General features: G+C 62.0%; 14 protein-coding genes, 1 other RNA gene and 1 pseudogene. 9 read left to right on the forward strand and 7 right to left on the reverse strand.

What is annotated here, in order from left to right:
* Positions 1 to 8: 8 nt before the first annotated feature.
* Positions 9 to 446: a MarR family winged helix-turn-helix transcriptional regulator gene (locus tag NKG60_RS01220; RefSeq protein WP_352863764.1), complete on the reverse strand. Its 438-nt coding sequence runs from the start codon at positions 444 to 446 to the stop codon at positions 9 to 11.
* A gap of 153 nt (positions 447 to 599) precedes the next feature.
* Here NKG60_RS01220 and NKG60_RS01225 point away from each other — a divergent pair, with 153 nt between their 5' ends.
* On the forward strand, positions 600 to 2,393 hold the full coding sequence (locus NKG60_RS01225; protein ID WP_352973878.1) for a chloride channel protein: 1,794 nt from the start codon (positions 600 to 602) through the stop codon (positions 2,391 to 2,393).
* 3 nt (positions 2,394 to 2,396) lie between these two features.
* Here the strand turns inward: NKG60_RS01225 and NKG60_RS01230 are convergent, their stop codons facing one another.
* The 4 genes from NKG60_RS01230 to NKG60_RS01245 all read right to left on the reverse strand — a co-directional run bounded on the left by NKG60_RS01230 (position 2,397) and on the right by NKG60_RS01245 (position 4,221).
* On the reverse strand, positions 2,397 to 2,618 hold the full coding sequence (locus NKG60_RS01230) for a ribbon-helix-helix domain-containing protein (RefSeq protein WP_352973881.1): 222 nt from the start codon (positions 2,616 to 2,618) through the stop codon (positions 2,397 to 2,399).
* 20 nt (positions 2,619 to 2,638) lie between these two features.
* Positions 2,639 to 2,842, reverse strand: a complete 204-nt coding sequence (locus NKG60_RS01235; protein ID WP_352844474.1) for a DUF4169 family protein — start codon at positions 2,840 to 2,842, stop codon at positions 2,639 to 2,641.
* An 18-nt stretch (positions 2,843 to 2,860) separates the two neighbouring features.
* On the reverse strand, positions 2,861 to 3,397 hold the full coding sequence (locus tag NKG60_RS01240; RefSeq protein ID WP_352863770.1) for an SspB family protein: 537 nt from the start codon (positions 3,395 to 3,397) through the stop codon (positions 2,861 to 2,863).
* A 134-nt stretch (positions 3,398 to 3,531) separates the two neighbouring features.
* Entirely contained in the window at positions 3,532 to 4,221 is a 690-nt protein-coding gene (locus NKG60_RS01245; RefSeq protein WP_352863772.1) for a TetR/AcrR family transcriptional regulator, read from the reverse strand.
* Between the two features lie 162 nt (positions 4,222 to 4,383).
* Between NKG60_RS01245 and NKG60_RS01250 the strand changes: the two genes are divergently transcribed.
* Both NKG60_RS01250 and NKG60_RS01255 read left to right on the forward strand, forming a co-directional pair.
* A complete protein-coding gene (locus tag NKG60_RS01250) occupies positions 4,384 to 5,589 on the forward strand; it encodes a multidrug effflux MFS transporter (protein ID WP_023676705.1) in 1,206 nt (401 codons plus the stop codon).
* 101 nt (positions 5,590 to 5,690) lie between these two features.
* Positions 5,691 to 6,554 (forward strand): annotated as a pseudogene (locus NKG60_RS01255) (LysR family transcriptional regulator); the annotation flags it as partial.
* 24 nt (positions 6,555 to 6,578) lie between these two features.
* Here NKG60_RS01255 and NKG60_RS01260 read toward each other — a convergent pair.
* Positions 6,579 to 7,319 (reverse strand): SDR family oxidoreductase, encoded by a 741-nt coding sequence (locus NKG60_RS01260; protein ID WP_352863774.1) that lies wholly within the window; start codon positions 7,317 to 7,319, stop codon positions 6,579 to 6,581.
* Positions 7,320 to 7,714: 395 nt separating this feature from the next.
* On the opposite strand from NKG60_RS01260, the gene NKG60_RS01265 reads away from it, so the two are divergent.
* Positions 7,715 to 9,511, forward strand: a complete 1,797-nt coding sequence (locus tag NKG60_RS01265; RefSeq protein ID WP_352863776.1) for an acetolactate synthase 3 large subunit — start codon at positions 7,715 to 7,717, stop codon at positions 9,509 to 9,511.
* A gap of 82 nt (positions 9,512 to 9,593) precedes the next feature.
* Here NKG60_RS01265 and ssrA read toward each other — a convergent pair.
* Positions 9,594 to 9,949, reverse strand: a transfer-messenger RNA (tmRNA) gene (ssrA, locus tag NKG60_RS01270).
* Between the two features lie 163 nt (positions 9,950 to 10,112).
* Here ssrA and NKG60_RS01275 point away from each other — a divergent pair.
* The 5 genes from NKG60_RS01275 to modC all read left to right on the forward strand — a co-directional run bounded on the left by NKG60_RS01275 (position 10,113) and on the right by modC (position 14,191).
* Positions 10,113 to 10,424 (forward strand): DUF2853 family protein, encoded by a 312-nt coding sequence (locus NKG60_RS01275; RefSeq protein WP_352863778.1) that lies wholly within the window; start codon positions 10,113 to 10,115, stop codon positions 10,422 to 10,424.
* Between the two features lie 111 nt (positions 10,425 to 10,535).
* Positions 10,536 to 11,330 (forward strand): thymidylate synthase, encoded by a 795-nt coding sequence (locus NKG60_RS01280; protein ID WP_352863780.1) that lies wholly within the window; start codon positions 10,536 to 10,538, stop codon positions 11,328 to 11,330.
* 240 nt (positions 11,331 to 11,570) lie between these two features.
* Positions 11,571 to 12,362 (forward strand): molybdate ABC transporter substrate-binding protein, encoded by a 792-nt coding sequence (gene modA, locus NKG60_RS01285; RefSeq protein WP_352863781.1) that lies wholly within the window; start codon positions 11,571 to 11,573, stop codon positions 12,360 to 12,362.
* Between the two features lie 15 nt (positions 12,363 to 12,377).
* A complete protein-coding gene (gene modB / locus NKG60_RS01290; protein ID WP_352863783.1) occupies positions 12,378 to 13,082 on the forward strand; it encodes a molybdate ABC transporter permease subunit in 705 nt (234 codons plus the stop codon).
* A complete protein-coding gene (gene modC / locus NKG60_RS01295) occupies positions 13,079 to 14,191 on the forward strand; it encodes a molybdenum ABC transporter ATP-binding protein (protein ID WP_352863785.1) in 1,113 nt (370 codons plus the stop codon). Before modB ends, modC begins: the two co-directional genes overlap by 4 nt.
* Positions 14,192 to 14,231 lie beyond the last annotated feature (40 nt).

Genomic DNA, 14,231 nt, shown 5'->3' on the forward strand with positions numbered 1-14,231 from the left:
CTCTTCCCTTATGTGTCGCGTCCAGCAAGCAAGCGCTTGAGCATCGGCTCGATCCGCCCGAGTTCGTCGAGATGAGCGGCTGACAGATCGGCGAGACTGTCGTCGGCGCGCTCGGTCAGCCGCAGCAGCACGCGGCGGTGGTCCTCCTCGTCGTGATCTCTCGCGACGAGCCCGGCTTCGCAAAGACGGTTGACCAATTCCACGGCGCTGTGATGGCGGATGCGCAGGCGTTCCGCGAGGTCACCAATGGTCACCGGCCCTCCTCCGGGAAATCCCTTGATCGCAAGCAGGGCCTGGTGCTGGCGTGGCGTCAGGCCGGCTTCCTGCGCCTGGATCTGGCTGAATTCGAGAAAGCAGCGGATCAGGTAGCGAAATTCGGACAGCCTCTGGTAGTCGGCCGGCCCGATCGTGGCGCCACGCTTTTGTGGCTTCGAAGTGTCTGCCATCGATTCCTTTCGACAAAGCCGCAAACGGGCCTTGAATATTTATATCGTGTTACGATACAGAGCGAACCAACATGGCTGGTGCCCGCCATCTTCGGTGGCACGGCCGGCGACCGATCCGCAAGTCGGCACGCCGCCAGAAAGCAAGGTTTGCAAATGAAATCCGATCATGCCAACCCCGGCCATCTGCGCGATTTTACCACCGATGCCAGGGTGCTGCTCATTGCAGGCATCGCGGTGGTGGTGGCAACGGCGGGGTTGTTTGCCGGCATTGCCCTTTTGAAGCTGATCCGGCTTGCCACGAACATCGCCTATTTTGGCCAGTTCACGCTCGCCGACCTGAAACTGCAGGATACGCCGCTTGGCTATGCCGCGGTATTTGTTCCGGTGATCGGGGCACTGATCATCGGTGTGATGGCTCGCTTCGGAAGCGAAAAGATCCGCGGCCATGGCATTCCCGAAGCCATCGAGGCGATCCTGCTCGGACGCTCGCGGCTCGACGCCAAGGTGGCAATCCTGAAGCCGTTGTCGTCGGCAGTCTCGATCGGTACCGGCGGGCCATTCGGCGCGGAAGGGCCGATCATCATGACCGGCGGCGCCATCGGTTCGCTGATCGCGCAGATGCTGCCGGTCAGCGACAATGAACGCAAGACGCTGCTGGTGGCGGGTGCGGCGGCCGGCATGACCACCGTGTTTGGAACGCCGATCGCCGCCATCATGCTTGCAGTGGAATTGCTGCTCTTCGAGTGGACGCCGCGCAGCTTCATTCCCGTGGCGGTCGCTGCCATCATTGCCGAGGTCGAGCGCACCATGCTGCATCTGCCTGGGCCGATCTTCCCGTTTCAGGGCGGCATGGAGGTTTCATTTCCCGGCCTTGCCGGCTGGCTGCTGGTCGGCTTGGCAGCCGGGCTGCTATCGGGGTTGCTGACCCAGATGGTCTACGCCTGCGAGGACGGTTTCCAGAAGCTGCCCATCCACTGGATGTGGTGGCCGATGCTCGGCGGGCTGGTGGTCGGCATTGGCGGGCTGATCGAGCCGCAGGCGCTCGGCGTCGGCTATGACAATATCGCCGACATGCTGGATGGCCGCACGATAGCAACCGCTGCGCTCACCCTGTTGGTGGTCAAGGCGATCATCTGGTCGGTCGCACTCGGCTCGGGGACGTCGGGAGGTGTGCTGGCGCCGCTGCTGATCATGGGCGGAGCGATGGGCGCGGTCCTCGCTGGCTTCCTGCCGGCCGCGGATCCGGGCTTCTGGGCGCTGCTGGCGATGGCGGCGACGATGGGCGGCACGATGCGCGCGCCGCTGACCGCCACCTTCTTTGCGGTTGAACTGACCGGCAACACCCATGTCCTGGTGCCGCTGATCGCGGCGACCGCCACCGCGCATGCGGTGACTGTTCTCTTGATGAAGCCCTCGATCCTCACCGAAAAAATCGCAAGGCGAGGGCATCACATGATTCGCGAATACCGTGTCGATCCGTTCGCCCTGACAAGGGTGCGCGAGGTGATGACCAGCGAGGTCGAAAGCGCGCCGGCGACGATGACGCTGCACGGCGCTGCAGCGTTCCTGACGGCGCCCGAGACGCGGCATCCGAGCTTTCCGGTCGTCGATGAAGAGGGCCACGTGCTCGGCGTTATCGACCCGCCGGCGATCCTGCGCTGGAGACGCGCCGGCAAGCACCGCACGACGACGCTTGGCGAACTGCTGGCCGGCAGCAAGGTCACGCTGGCCTATCCGGATGAGTATCTCGAGGGCCTCTCCGACAAGCTGCTGATGGCGAACGTGTCCCATTTGCCGGTCGTCACGCGAGAAACTGCCCGGCTGGTGGGCTATGTCGGCTGGAAGGACCTGATGCGCGTCAGATCGAAGAAGCAGGCCGAAGAACGCGACCGCTCGGCTTTGCTGGGCTTCGGCACGCGGCGCAGGAAACAGGACAGCGTCGCCTGAAGGCTACAAATTGCCGCGCTTGGCCCAGTCCAGCACATAGAGCCGGAGCGCCGAGGAGAGGTTGGCATCGCGCGGGCGGCTCTCGTCGATTTCGGCGACAAGGGCGGCGAGCGTCAGTTTTCGCACGGCCGCGATGGCGACCAGGTCGTCGTAAAAAGGCTTTTCAAGCGAATAGCTGGTGCGGTGGCCGCGAATGGTTACCGAGCGCTTTTCGACCGGGCTCACGCGACGATCCTATTCACACTTCAAGCATCGGATTTGTCCGAATCGCCGGATTTCTCGCGGCGATGGCCGGCGACGAATTTGTCGGCCTTGTCGGCGATCAGGCGGTCGCGATCCCGGCTGGTTTTGGAACGGCCATGCAGCGCCCGATTCTGTTCGGCCAGGCGCTCCTTCTCGGCTCGCGCCTTCTGCTTGCGTGCCTGACGGAGATTGACGATCTCGGCCATGTCACGCCGCCTGACGGGTCACTTCTTGCGGAAGGCGTCGAGCGACACCACGTCGGCGCCCTTGGCGCCGGCGTCGGCCGCGGCAGGCTTCTTTTCCGCCTCAGCGGCTTTCTTCTTCGTCTCGGGCTTTTTCTCGGCGACGATGGCCAGCGGCTCGGGAGCAGGCTTGGCCTTTGTCTCCTGTTCCGCCGGGGCATCCGTCTTGACGTCGAATTCGAGCTCGAAGTTGACGGACGGGTCGTAAAAGCCGCGCACGGCCGAGAACGGGATTTCCAATTTTTCCGGGACGTCGGAAAACGACAGCCCGACTTCGAAACCGGTGTCGCTCACCTTCAGGTCCCAATACTGGAACTGGATGACGATGGTCATCTGTTCGGGATAGCGCTCGCGCAGCCGCGACGACACGCGCACACCCGGCGCGCCGGTGAGAAAGGTGATGAAGAAATGATGGTTGCCCGGGAGACCGGTGCGCGCGACCTCGGCCAGGACCTTGCGCATGACGCCGCGCAACGCCTCCTGGGCCAGAATGTCGTAGCGGATGTGGTCGTCGGCCATGTGGCTGTCGGGTTCCGTTGAATCGTCCTGATAGCTGTAATCAAGCTTGAGCGCGGCGTAAACCGGATATAGATCGCCGGCGTGCGGAAGCGAAGCCCATTGGCGACGATTTGATCGTCAAACGGCTTTGATCGTCAAGCGTTGGCGAGCGCGCGCTGTTTGCTTGCCCGGGACACCGGCTGCCGCTTGCCGAAGGCGCGCAGGAAGGTGCGCACGCCATTTGTCGCCGATTGCACCACCTCGTCCTCGGTCGGTGTACCGCCGAGCATGAATGTCGTCTGCAATTCGGCATTGGCAAGCGCCATGAACTGGCGCGCTGCGACATCGGGATCGTCGATATCAAGCAAGCCGGCATGAGCGAGGCGGGCGAAGCGAGCGGCGATAGCCGGCCACGTCCTGCCCGGTCCTTCTTCGCGCCATTCGGCGAACAACTCGGGATAGCGCCCGCCCTCGGTCTGGATCAACTTGCGCAGGAATTTGCCGTCGCGGTTGCAGATGCAATTGTGATTCATCCGCACAGCAAAGGCGATGAGGTCGGCCTCGAGATCCTTCGGCTGATCGGGAAAAGTGGAAATCGTGGCAAAGATGCCGGCATTGCAACGTTCGGTGAGGTCGCGGACGATGGCAACGAAGAGTTTTTCCTTGTCGCCATGATGATTGTAGATGGTCTGGCGAGAGACGCCGGCCTCGGCGGCAATCATGTCGATATTGGCACCGGCGAAGCTTTCGCGGCAGAAGACCGAGGCGGCGGCGTCGACAATCGACATCCGCTTGGCCTCATGGCCCCGCGGCGGGAAAATGTCAGGAGAAACGTTGACCTTCATGCAAAACTATATAGAGGTGGTTGACGAATTAGACAAGCCTGTCTAAATTTGTGGACTTGCACGAAGGGGTTCCGCAGAAGAGTCGGAACTCCACGGGATGGAACGTCCTAGGGTTACACGTCGGTCCTCGGCGGCAGCCAGAATTCGAAAGAGCCTGCTATCATGAACGCCAAATTCCTCCGCATTGCGGTCGTGCTCGGCCTATTGTCCGCGATCGGCCCGTTTGCCATCGACATGTATCTTCCGGCCCTGCCGTCAATCGGCGAGGATCTGCATGCCGGCACTGCCGCGGTGCAGATGAGCCTGCTGATCTTCTTTCTTTCCATGGGCTTCGGCCAGATCGTCGTCGGACCGATCTCCGACATGGTTGGCCGCAAGCTGCCGCTCTACGGCGGCTTGGCGCTGTTCATGGTCGGCGGCGTCGGCTCGGCGCTGGCCCCCTCGATCGAATGGCTGATCGCCTTCCGCTTCCTGCAAGGGCTCGGCGCCAGCGCCGGCATGGCCGTGCCGCGCGCGATCGTGCGCGACCTGCATACCGGCACCGAGGCCGCCAAGCTGATGTCGCTGCTGATGCTGGTGTTTTCGGTGTCGCCGATCCTGGCGCCGCTGACCGGTAGCCAGATCATCGAGAATTTCGGCTGGCGCGCTGTGTTCTGGACGGTGACGGGCGCGGCCGTGCTCGCCACCATCCTGCTGGCGACCTCGCTCAAGGAGACGCGGCCGGTCGAGGAGCGCGCCGGGTCGTCCTTCGGGACGGCACTTTCCGGCTACCGCTTCCTGATGGGGGACCGCAACTTCCTTGGCCTGACGGCCATCGCCGGCTTCGGCATTGCGAGCTTCTTCGTCTATCTATCGAGCTCGTCCTTCATCCTGATCGACCATTATGGGCTGTCGCCTTCGGTCTACAGCGTGTTCTTCTCGATCAATGCGGTTGCCTTTATCGGCATGTCGCAGCTGACCGGGTTGCTATCCGAGCGGTTCGGGCTGCAGCGCGTGGTGCGCGTCGCGGTGACCGGCTATGCGACGACGATGGTGGTGCTGTTCGCGGTGATGGCATCGGGTGTCGACCGGCTCGACGTGATGGCGGCGCTGCTGTTCATCGGCTACGGCTTTCTCGGCCTGGTCATCCCGACCACGTCGGTGCTGGCCATGGAAGAGCATGGCGAGATCGCCGGCACCGCGTCGGCGCTGATGGGCACGCTGCACTTCGCCATCGGCGCGGTCGCCATGGGCGTCGCCGGCGTGTTTTTCGACGGCACGCCGCTGCCGATGGTGGCGGGCATCACGCTCTGCGCGGCGATCTCCTTCACGCTGGCCAAGATAACGCTCGGCCGCAGCCGGGACGTTGCGGAAGCGCCGGCGGAGTAAGCTTCACCTATCGAGACAAAAAGGCCGGGCGATGTTCCCGGCCTTTTCACGTTTGCGGTCCCGGTTCAAAGCAGCCTATGCCTATATGACGGGTTCAGGACATGCAGCTTCGACATCTCAAGACCTTCGTGGCGGTCGCCACCACCTTGAACATCACGCGCGCCTCCGAGCGGGTTCATCTTGCCCAATCGAGCGTGACCGAACAGATCCAGGCGCTGGAAGCCGATCTGGGCACGTCGCTGTTCGACAGGTCACGGCGTAGCTTGAAGCTGACGGCGGCGGGACAGCGCCTGCTCGACTACGCAAACGATCTCCTCGACCTCGCGGACGAAGCCCGTTCCGCTGTCGCCGACGCGAGCGGCACGCTTGCCGGTCGCCTGACGGTCGGCGGCCTGGAGACGCTTTGCTCGACACGCTTGCCAGCTTTGCTGGGGGAATTCCATCGGCGTCATCCCGATGTGGAACTGAACCTCAGGGTGGACGATAGCAGTGGGTTGCGTGCCGGCGTGACAAGCGGGGCGCTGGACGTATCTTTCCATTTCGGGGCCGTCCCGGCGGTGGCGCCGGAGCTGCGAAGCGAGCAAGTGGCAGTAGAAGAGCTCGTCACCATAATGCCGGCAAATCACCGGTTGGCCGGACATTCTACCATGACGCCCGACGATCTGGCTGACGAGGCTTTCCTCGTCACCCAGCCCGGCTGCGTCTATCGGCGGATGTTCGACGAAACGTTTGCCGCAACGTTGCCCGACCGTCCGAGGCTGGTTGGCGAGTTCGCCAGCATGGGCGCGATACGGAGCCTTGTTGAAAGCGGTCTGGGATGCGCGCTGGTCCCGCGTCTCGTGGCTTCTGCGGCTGACGCCAATATCGTCGTGCTGCCCTGGGTCGGAATCAGCCCGGTGACGCCGGTCACCATGGTATGGCGCCACCGGCGCATTCAAGCGCCGGTCTTGCGGCTGTTCCTCGCAATGGTACGCGAAATTTGGCCATTGCTAGACCAGCCGCTGGCCACCATCGACATGAAGCACGGTTCCGGTGATGAAGCCGTTATGCATCAGGGACGTGATGGCTTGGGCAATGTCGGCTGCCTGGCCGATCCGGCCGACGAGCAGGCGCTTTGCCATGGCCTCCAGCGCGGCCGTCTTGCCGCTGCCGACGACGGCATCCCAAATCGGCGTGTCGACCCAGCCGGGCGAGACGACGTTGACGCGGATCGGCGCCAGTTCGATGGCAAGCGCGTAGGCGAGTGAGCCAAGGGCCCCATTAACGGCTGCCACCACCGAGCCTTTCGCCGCCGGACGATAGGCGGCGATGCCCGAAGTCAGCGTGATCGATCCGCCGGGCGTCAGACGAGGCGCGCCATGCTTGGCAAGAAGAAGCGGCCCGACGATTTTGGAATCCATCACTTTCCGCGCCACCGAGATATCCATCTCGGGAAGCAACACGTAGACGCCGGTAACGTCGGCGGCGGTCGAGACGATGTGGTCGAGCGTGCCGACATCCTGGAACAGGCGCTGGACCTCGTCCTCGTTTGTGACGTCGGCTGCGATCGTCCTCAGCCTTTCCGGATGAGGCAAGCGCTGCCGCGCGGCCGACAACCGGTCCTCGGAGCGGCCGACGATCGTAACCTCGGCGCCGGCGGCAAGCTGCTGTTCGGCAAGCGACAGCCCCATGCCGGAACTGCCGCCAGCGATCAGGATGCGTTCGTGTTTTGGTGTGGTTTCCTGGTTCATGTTATCTCTCCATGAGGCAGCTCGCCGGGCATGACCACACGCGGCGAGAAACTGAGGCCTTGTCCCGCAAAGGCATGGAAGAAGGGAAACGGGAAGAAACGAATGCTGCCATCGGAGGTTCCGATGATGGGGCTTTTACCTCAGCCTGAGACGCCTCAGCCTGAGACGTTGACGATGCGCGATTTTCTGTGTAGCGTCGATCATCATGACGATCGCAATGGTTCTTGCAGTGGTAGGAAAGCGCACGGGCAGGATGGTGTAACCATCCGGCGACAGCCACCCGTGCGCGACAAACAGGCTCCCGACGGGGCCTTTTTTTATGCCCGAAATTCTTCTTACGCCCGATTTCGGCGATGCCCCGTCAACCCATCCTCATCACGCTACGGGACAGAACCATGACAGGCGATAATTCCATTCAGGATACGAGCAACCGCATGACAGGAGCGGAGATCGTTCTCCGCGCACTCAAAGACAATGGTGTCGAGCATATTTTCGGCTATCCCGGCGCGGCCATATTGCCGATCTATGACGAGATATTCCTGCAGGACGACATCAAGCATATCCTCGTGCGCCACGAGCAGGGCGCCGGCCATGCCGCGGAGGGTTATGCCCGGTCTACGGGCAAGGTCGGCGTGATGCTGGTCACATCAGGCCCAGGCACGACGAATGCCGTGACGCCCCTGCAGGACGCGCTGATGGATTCAGTGCCGATCGTCTGTCTGTCCGGACAAGTGCCGACAACATTGATCGGCTCCGATGCTTTTCAGGAATGTGACACGATTGGCATCACGCGATCCTGCACCAAGCACAACTCTTTGGTCAAAGACGTCAATGACCTGGCGTCAGCGATCCATAGGGCGTTCCACATCGCCCGGTCAGGGCGACCGGGGCCTGTTCTCGTCGACATGCCAAAGGACGTTCTGTTTGCGTCCGGCGTGTACACGCCGCCTTCGGACGTTGTCGCACTGAAGAGTTATCAACCGAAGCTGCAGGGCGACATCGGCAAGATCGGCCAGGCAATAGAATTGATGGCTAATGCCAGCCGTCCCGTTATTTATGCCGGCGGCGGCATCGTCAATTCCGGCCCGGAAGCATCGAGACTGCTCCGGGAGCTGGTTCAACTGACCGACTTTCCGGTCACTTCGACGCTTATGGGCCTTGGAGCTTACCCCGCCTCCGGCAAGAACTGGCTCAAGATGGTCGGCCTGCACGGTTCCTATGAGGCGAACATGGCGATGCACGATTGCGACGTCATGATCTGTATCGGCGCGCGCTTCGATGACCGCGTGACCTCGCGCGTGGATGCTTTTTCGCCGAACTCCAGCAAGATCCATATCGATATAGATCCGTCCTCGATCAACAAGAACGTCCATGTCGATATCGGCATACAAGGCGATGTCGGCAATGTTCTGGATGACATGGTTCGTCTATGGCGCGCATTGCCTCGCAAGCCGGATGAAGGCCGCCTCCAGGAGTGGTGGAGAAGGATCGCCGGCTGGCGCGCACGCAATTCGTTCTCCTATGAGATGAACAAGGATGTGATCATGCCGCAATATGCGGTGCAGCGTCTCTACGCGCTGACGAAGGATCGCGACACATACATCACCACTGAAGTCGGCCAGCATCAGATGTGGGCGGCCCAATTCTACGGCTTCGAAAAGCCGAACCGCTGGATGAGTTCGGGCGGCCTCGGGACGATGGGCTACGGCCTGCCGGCGGCGCTGGGCGTGCAGATCGCACATCCGGACAGCCTGGTCATCGATATCGCCGGCGACGCATCGGTTCAGATGACCATGAAAGAGCTGTCGACCGCAGTCCAGTACGACGCGCCGATCAAGATATTCATCCTGAACAACGGATATATGGGCATGGTTCGCCAGTGGCAGCAAATTCTTCACGGCAACCGCCTCGCACATTCCTATTCCGAGGCCTTGCCCGATTTCGTCAAATTGGCCGATGCGTTCGGAGCGGTCGGCCTGCGCTGCGACAAACCAGCCGAGCTTGACGATGCGATACAGGAAATCATCGATGTGGACCGGCCGGTGCTCTTCGACTGTCGTGTTGCCAAGCTCGCCAATTGTTTTCCGATGATCCGGACGGGCAGGGGACACAATGAGATGCTGTTGTCACATGAGGCCACAGGCAAAACATTCGCCGGTGCGATCAATGCGATCAGCCACGGGCTGGTATGAACGCCGTGGCATCTTTGGGCCTATCAGGGCGCATAAAAAGCCCGCCGGCGAGCCTGCAGCTGCACATGTCAAAAAGGGGAGAAATGGAGGTTTCTGTTGCCAGGTACCTCCGAACCCCGCCTAGAAGTGCGAACCACTAGGGCTTGAATTGAAGCTGTCGCACCGCTTACGCGGCGAGACGTGCTTCCGCATAGTTGTCGTTGGCAACTATAAGTTTAGCCCGATAACGGTGGTACAATGCCGGGCAAAAGTACGATCTTTACACCTTCGTCGATCCTATTTCGCCCCCAGCAAAAGCCGCTCCTGAACAGCGGTTTTTGGTGGAGGCGCCGGGTACCGCCCCCGGGTCCGAACGGCTTATTTCATCGCCTGTTTATCGCCATAGTCGGTCGAGCCGACGAGGCGAATATAGGGACTGGCGGTGGAAAATGAAAGGCCGGAATGCCACTTTCGTCCGTGTCAAAGTGGATCATCAAGGGGTTGACTTGCCGCCGGTCTCAACCGAAGCTTTGCGGCGGTGAGGAGACCTAGCGCATAATTTGCGGCAGCGCGCCACAATCCTCATCCACCGGATCCCGTGGCGCCGACGAGGGGAAATTCGATGGCCGACTATCTCGCAGACGTAAAGAAATATGATGCGGCGGCGGATGCCGACGCGGTTGCCAGGATCGTCAAGCATCTGGGCATCGCGCTCAGGAGTCGCGATTCCTCGCTGGTGTCCTGCACCGACCCGGAGGAACTGAAGCGCGTCAGGAACAGCTGGGTCGCCGGCAAGCTCGGCGTCACCGACGGCGCCAGGGCGGATGCGGCTATCGAAAAGACCTGCAAGGCGATGGCGGCCGACAACAGCAAGAGCCGGGTGACCTTCTATTATCTCGTCGCCAAGGATCTGGGCATGCTCGGCTCGCTCTGAGCAAACTCGCCGCCGGTGCCGGTGGGCTCCGGTGGAATCGTCTCGCTTTGCTGTGTTCGGCCGACGGTCATTCGGCTATGATGGCTGACAACCCGAATCGGACCGGAGCCGATGCGCCAGTATCTCGACCTTCTGAAGCATGTGCTGGAAAACGGCGCCGATCGCGGCGACCGCACCGGCACCGGAACGCGCTCGGTATTCGGCTACCAGATGCGCTTCGACCTGGCCCGCGGCTTTCCGGTCACCACCACCAAGAAGCTGCACCTCAAGTCGATCATCCACGAGCTTTTGTGGTTCCTGGCCGGCGACACCAACATCAAGTATCTCAACGATCACGGCGTCTCGATCTGGGATGAATGGGCCGACGAGAATGGCGATCTCGGCCCGGTCTATGGCAAACAATGGCGGTCGTGGCCGGACGGCCATGGCGGCGCCATCGACCAGATTGCGAATCTCCTGAAGGAGATACGCAAAAATCCTAATTCGCGGCGGCTGATCATTTCGGCGTGGAACCCGGCCGAGGTGGAGGCCATGGCGTTGCCGCCCTGCCACTGCCTGTTCCAGTTCTATGTTTCGGAAGGCAAGCTTTCCTGCCAGCTCTACCAGCGTTCGGGTGATATCTTTCTCGGTGTGCCGTTCAACATTGCTTCCTATGCGTTGCTGACGCTGATGGTGGCGCAGGTAACCGGATTGAAACCCGGCGATTTCATCCACACGCTCGGCGACGCGCATCTTTACTCGAACCATTTCGAGCAGGCGCGCGAACAATTGCGGCGCACGCCCAAGGCGTTGCCGACGCTCTGGATAAATCCCGAGGTGAAGGATCTCTTTGCCTTCCGCTTCGAGGATTTCCGGCTCGAGAACTATTTCGCCGACGCGACGATCAAGGCGCCGATCGCGGTCTAGGACCTACCTGACTGTCCATATCGAAATTGCCTGCTGCAGCTGCGCTCGCTTGCCCGTGCCGCGGGTACTGATTTCACGTGATATTTCCTTTGGCCTCGACACCGCTGTATCCAACGGAGGTTATCGCACGCCGAGAAACCTGAGCTCAGAATGCCGTCGCCGGTAAAGAGCCTTTCCTTGTTATGTTCACATGGATATATCGATGGACGGCTCTGGGCGATCCGGGACGAGGAGAGTTTCATGCAGGCGCGCAAAGGTTCGACGACGATTGCCCTCGCGGGTCTCGCCGCCATGCTGATGGCTGCGGTGCCGGCGGCCCATGCCGATGACAAGGTGGTCGTGTTTGCTGCGGCGAGCCTGAAGGACGGGCTCGACGCCGTCAACAAGGCCTGCGAGGCCGATGTCGGCGAGGCGGCAACCATTTCCTACGCGGCGAGCTCGGCGCTGGCCAGGCAGATCGAAAGCGGCGCGCCGGCAGACCTGTTCATCTCTGCCGATCTCGACTGGATGAAGTATCTTGCCGACAGGAAGCTGACCAAGCCCGGCACCGAAGTGAAATTGCTTGGCAACCAGATCGTGCTGATTGCGCCGCGGGATTCCAAGGTCGAGACCAGGATTGAAAAGGGGTTCGATCTTGCCGGGCTCGTCGGTGACGGCAAACTTGCCATGGGCGATGTCAAGGCGGTGCCGGCAGGCAAATACGGCAAGGCAGCCCTCGAATCGCTCGGTGTCTGGTCTTCCGTCGAAGGCAAGGTGGCGCAGGCCGAAAATGTGCGCGCCGCCCTAAAACTGGTGTCGATCGGCGAGGCAGCACTCGGCATCGTCTATGCCACGGATGCGCATGCGGAGCCCGGCGTGAAGGTGATCGGCACTTTCCCCGACAATACACATCCGCCGATCATCTATCCGGTTGCCCAGCTTGCGGATTCGAAGGGCAAGGATACCCCGGCATTCCTGAAATGCCTGCAATCCGCCAAGGCTGGCGAACTCTTCAAGGCGCAAGGTTTTACAATGCTTGCGCCGAGCAACTGACGAACGGCACCGTACATGAACTGGCTGCTGAACCTCGCTCCCGACGAATGGAATGCGGTCCGGCTGTCGATCAAGGTGGCGACCGTGGCGATGATTGCCAGCCTGCCGCCGGGCGTAGCAATCGCCCTTGTGCTCGCCCGTGGCCAGTTCTGGGGCAAGACACTGCTCAACGGTCTGGTGCATCTGCCGCTGATCCTGCCGCCGGTGGTGACCGGCTATTTGCTGCTTTTGACTTTCGGCAAGCGTGGTCCGGCCGGGGCCTTCCTGGCCGAGCATTTCGGCATCGTTTTTTCGTTTCGCTGGACAGGCGCCGCGCTCGCCTGCGGCGTGATGGGCTTTCCATTGATGGTGCGGGCGATCCGGCTGTCGATCGAAGCGGTCGACCGCAAAATCGAGGCGGCCGCCGGCACGCTCGGCGCCAATCCGCTATGGGTATTCGGCACGATCACGCTGCCGCTGATCCTGCCCGGCCTGATCGCCGGTGCGATCCTCTCCTTCGCCAAGGCGATGGGCGAATTCGGCGCGACGATCACCTTTGTCTCCAACATTCCGAACGAGACCCAGACGCTGCCGTCGGCGATCTACACTTTCACGCAGGTTCCCGGCGGCGACGCCGGCGCGCTCAGGCTGACGCTGATCTCGATCGTCATCTCGATGGCTGCACTTGTTGCCTCGGAAGTGCTGGCGCGGCGCGTCGGCCGGCGGATGGACATCGAATGACGGTTCAGGTCGACATCAGCCACCGGCTTGGCGATTTCGCGGTCAATGCCCGCTTCGAGAGCGCCGGGCGGCTGACTGCGCTTTTCGGGCCTTCCGGCTCCGGAAAGACGACGCTGATCAATTTGATTGCCGGGCTGATCCGCCCCGACAAAGGCCGCATCGCGGCCGAGGGCCGCGTTCTGGTCGATAGCGATGCCGGCCTGTTCGTGCCGAAGCACAAGCGACGGATCGGCATGGTGTTCCAGGATGCGCGGCTGTTTCCGCATATGAGCGTGGCGAGCAATCTGCGCTATGGCCGCTGGTTCACGCCGGCTGCAGAGCGCTATGCGGATATCAATAGCGTGGTCGAACTGCTCGGCATCGGTCATTTGCTCGACCGGCGGCCGGCAAAACTCTCCGGTGGCGAGAAGCAGCGCGTGGCAATCGGCCGGGCGCTGCTTGCCAGTCCGAAATTGCTGCTGATGGACGAGCCGCTGGCTTCGCTCGACGAGGCGCGCAAGGCCGAGATCTTGCCTTATATCGAGCGGCTGCGCGACGAGACGAAAATCCCGATCGTCTATGTCAGCCACTCGATCGCCGAAGTGGCGCGGCTGGCGAGCGACGTCGTGGTGCTGGTGCAAGGCAAGGTCGCCGCTTCCGGTCCGACCGGAGCGATCATGCAGCGTCTGGATCTGTTGCCGGCCGAAGAGCGCAGCGAGGGCGGTGCCGTGCTGGATGCCGCGGTTCTGCGCCACGACGAGGCGTTTGGCATGACCGTGCTGGGCTCAGCGGCGGGCGAGATCCGTGTGCCTCTTCTGGCAACGCCGGTCGGTGCGCCGGTGCGTGTCCGTATCCGTGCGCGCGACGTGATGATCGCCACCGAGCAGCCGGTTGGCCTCAGCGCGCTCAACATATTGCCGGGCACGATCGTGGCGATAGAGCCGGGCGAAGGGCCTACGGTCGAGATTGGCCTCGACTGCAATGGCGCAACCGTGCTTGCCCGCATCACCGAACAGTCGCGGCAGACGCTGGGGCTTCGGCCTGGTCGAAAAGTCTTCGCGGTGGTCAAGACAGTGAGCTTCGACCGGGCGAATACCGGCGCCGGCTTGCCGGCCGAGGCGGATGGGTGAACGGCGGATACTGTCGCTATATCGTTTTGGAATAGCGGTA

The organism is Mesorhizobium sp. M1428, from assembly GCF_040317515.1.
GTDB lineage: Bacteria > Pseudomonadota > Alphaproteobacteria > Rhizobiales > Rhizobiaceae > Mesorhizobium.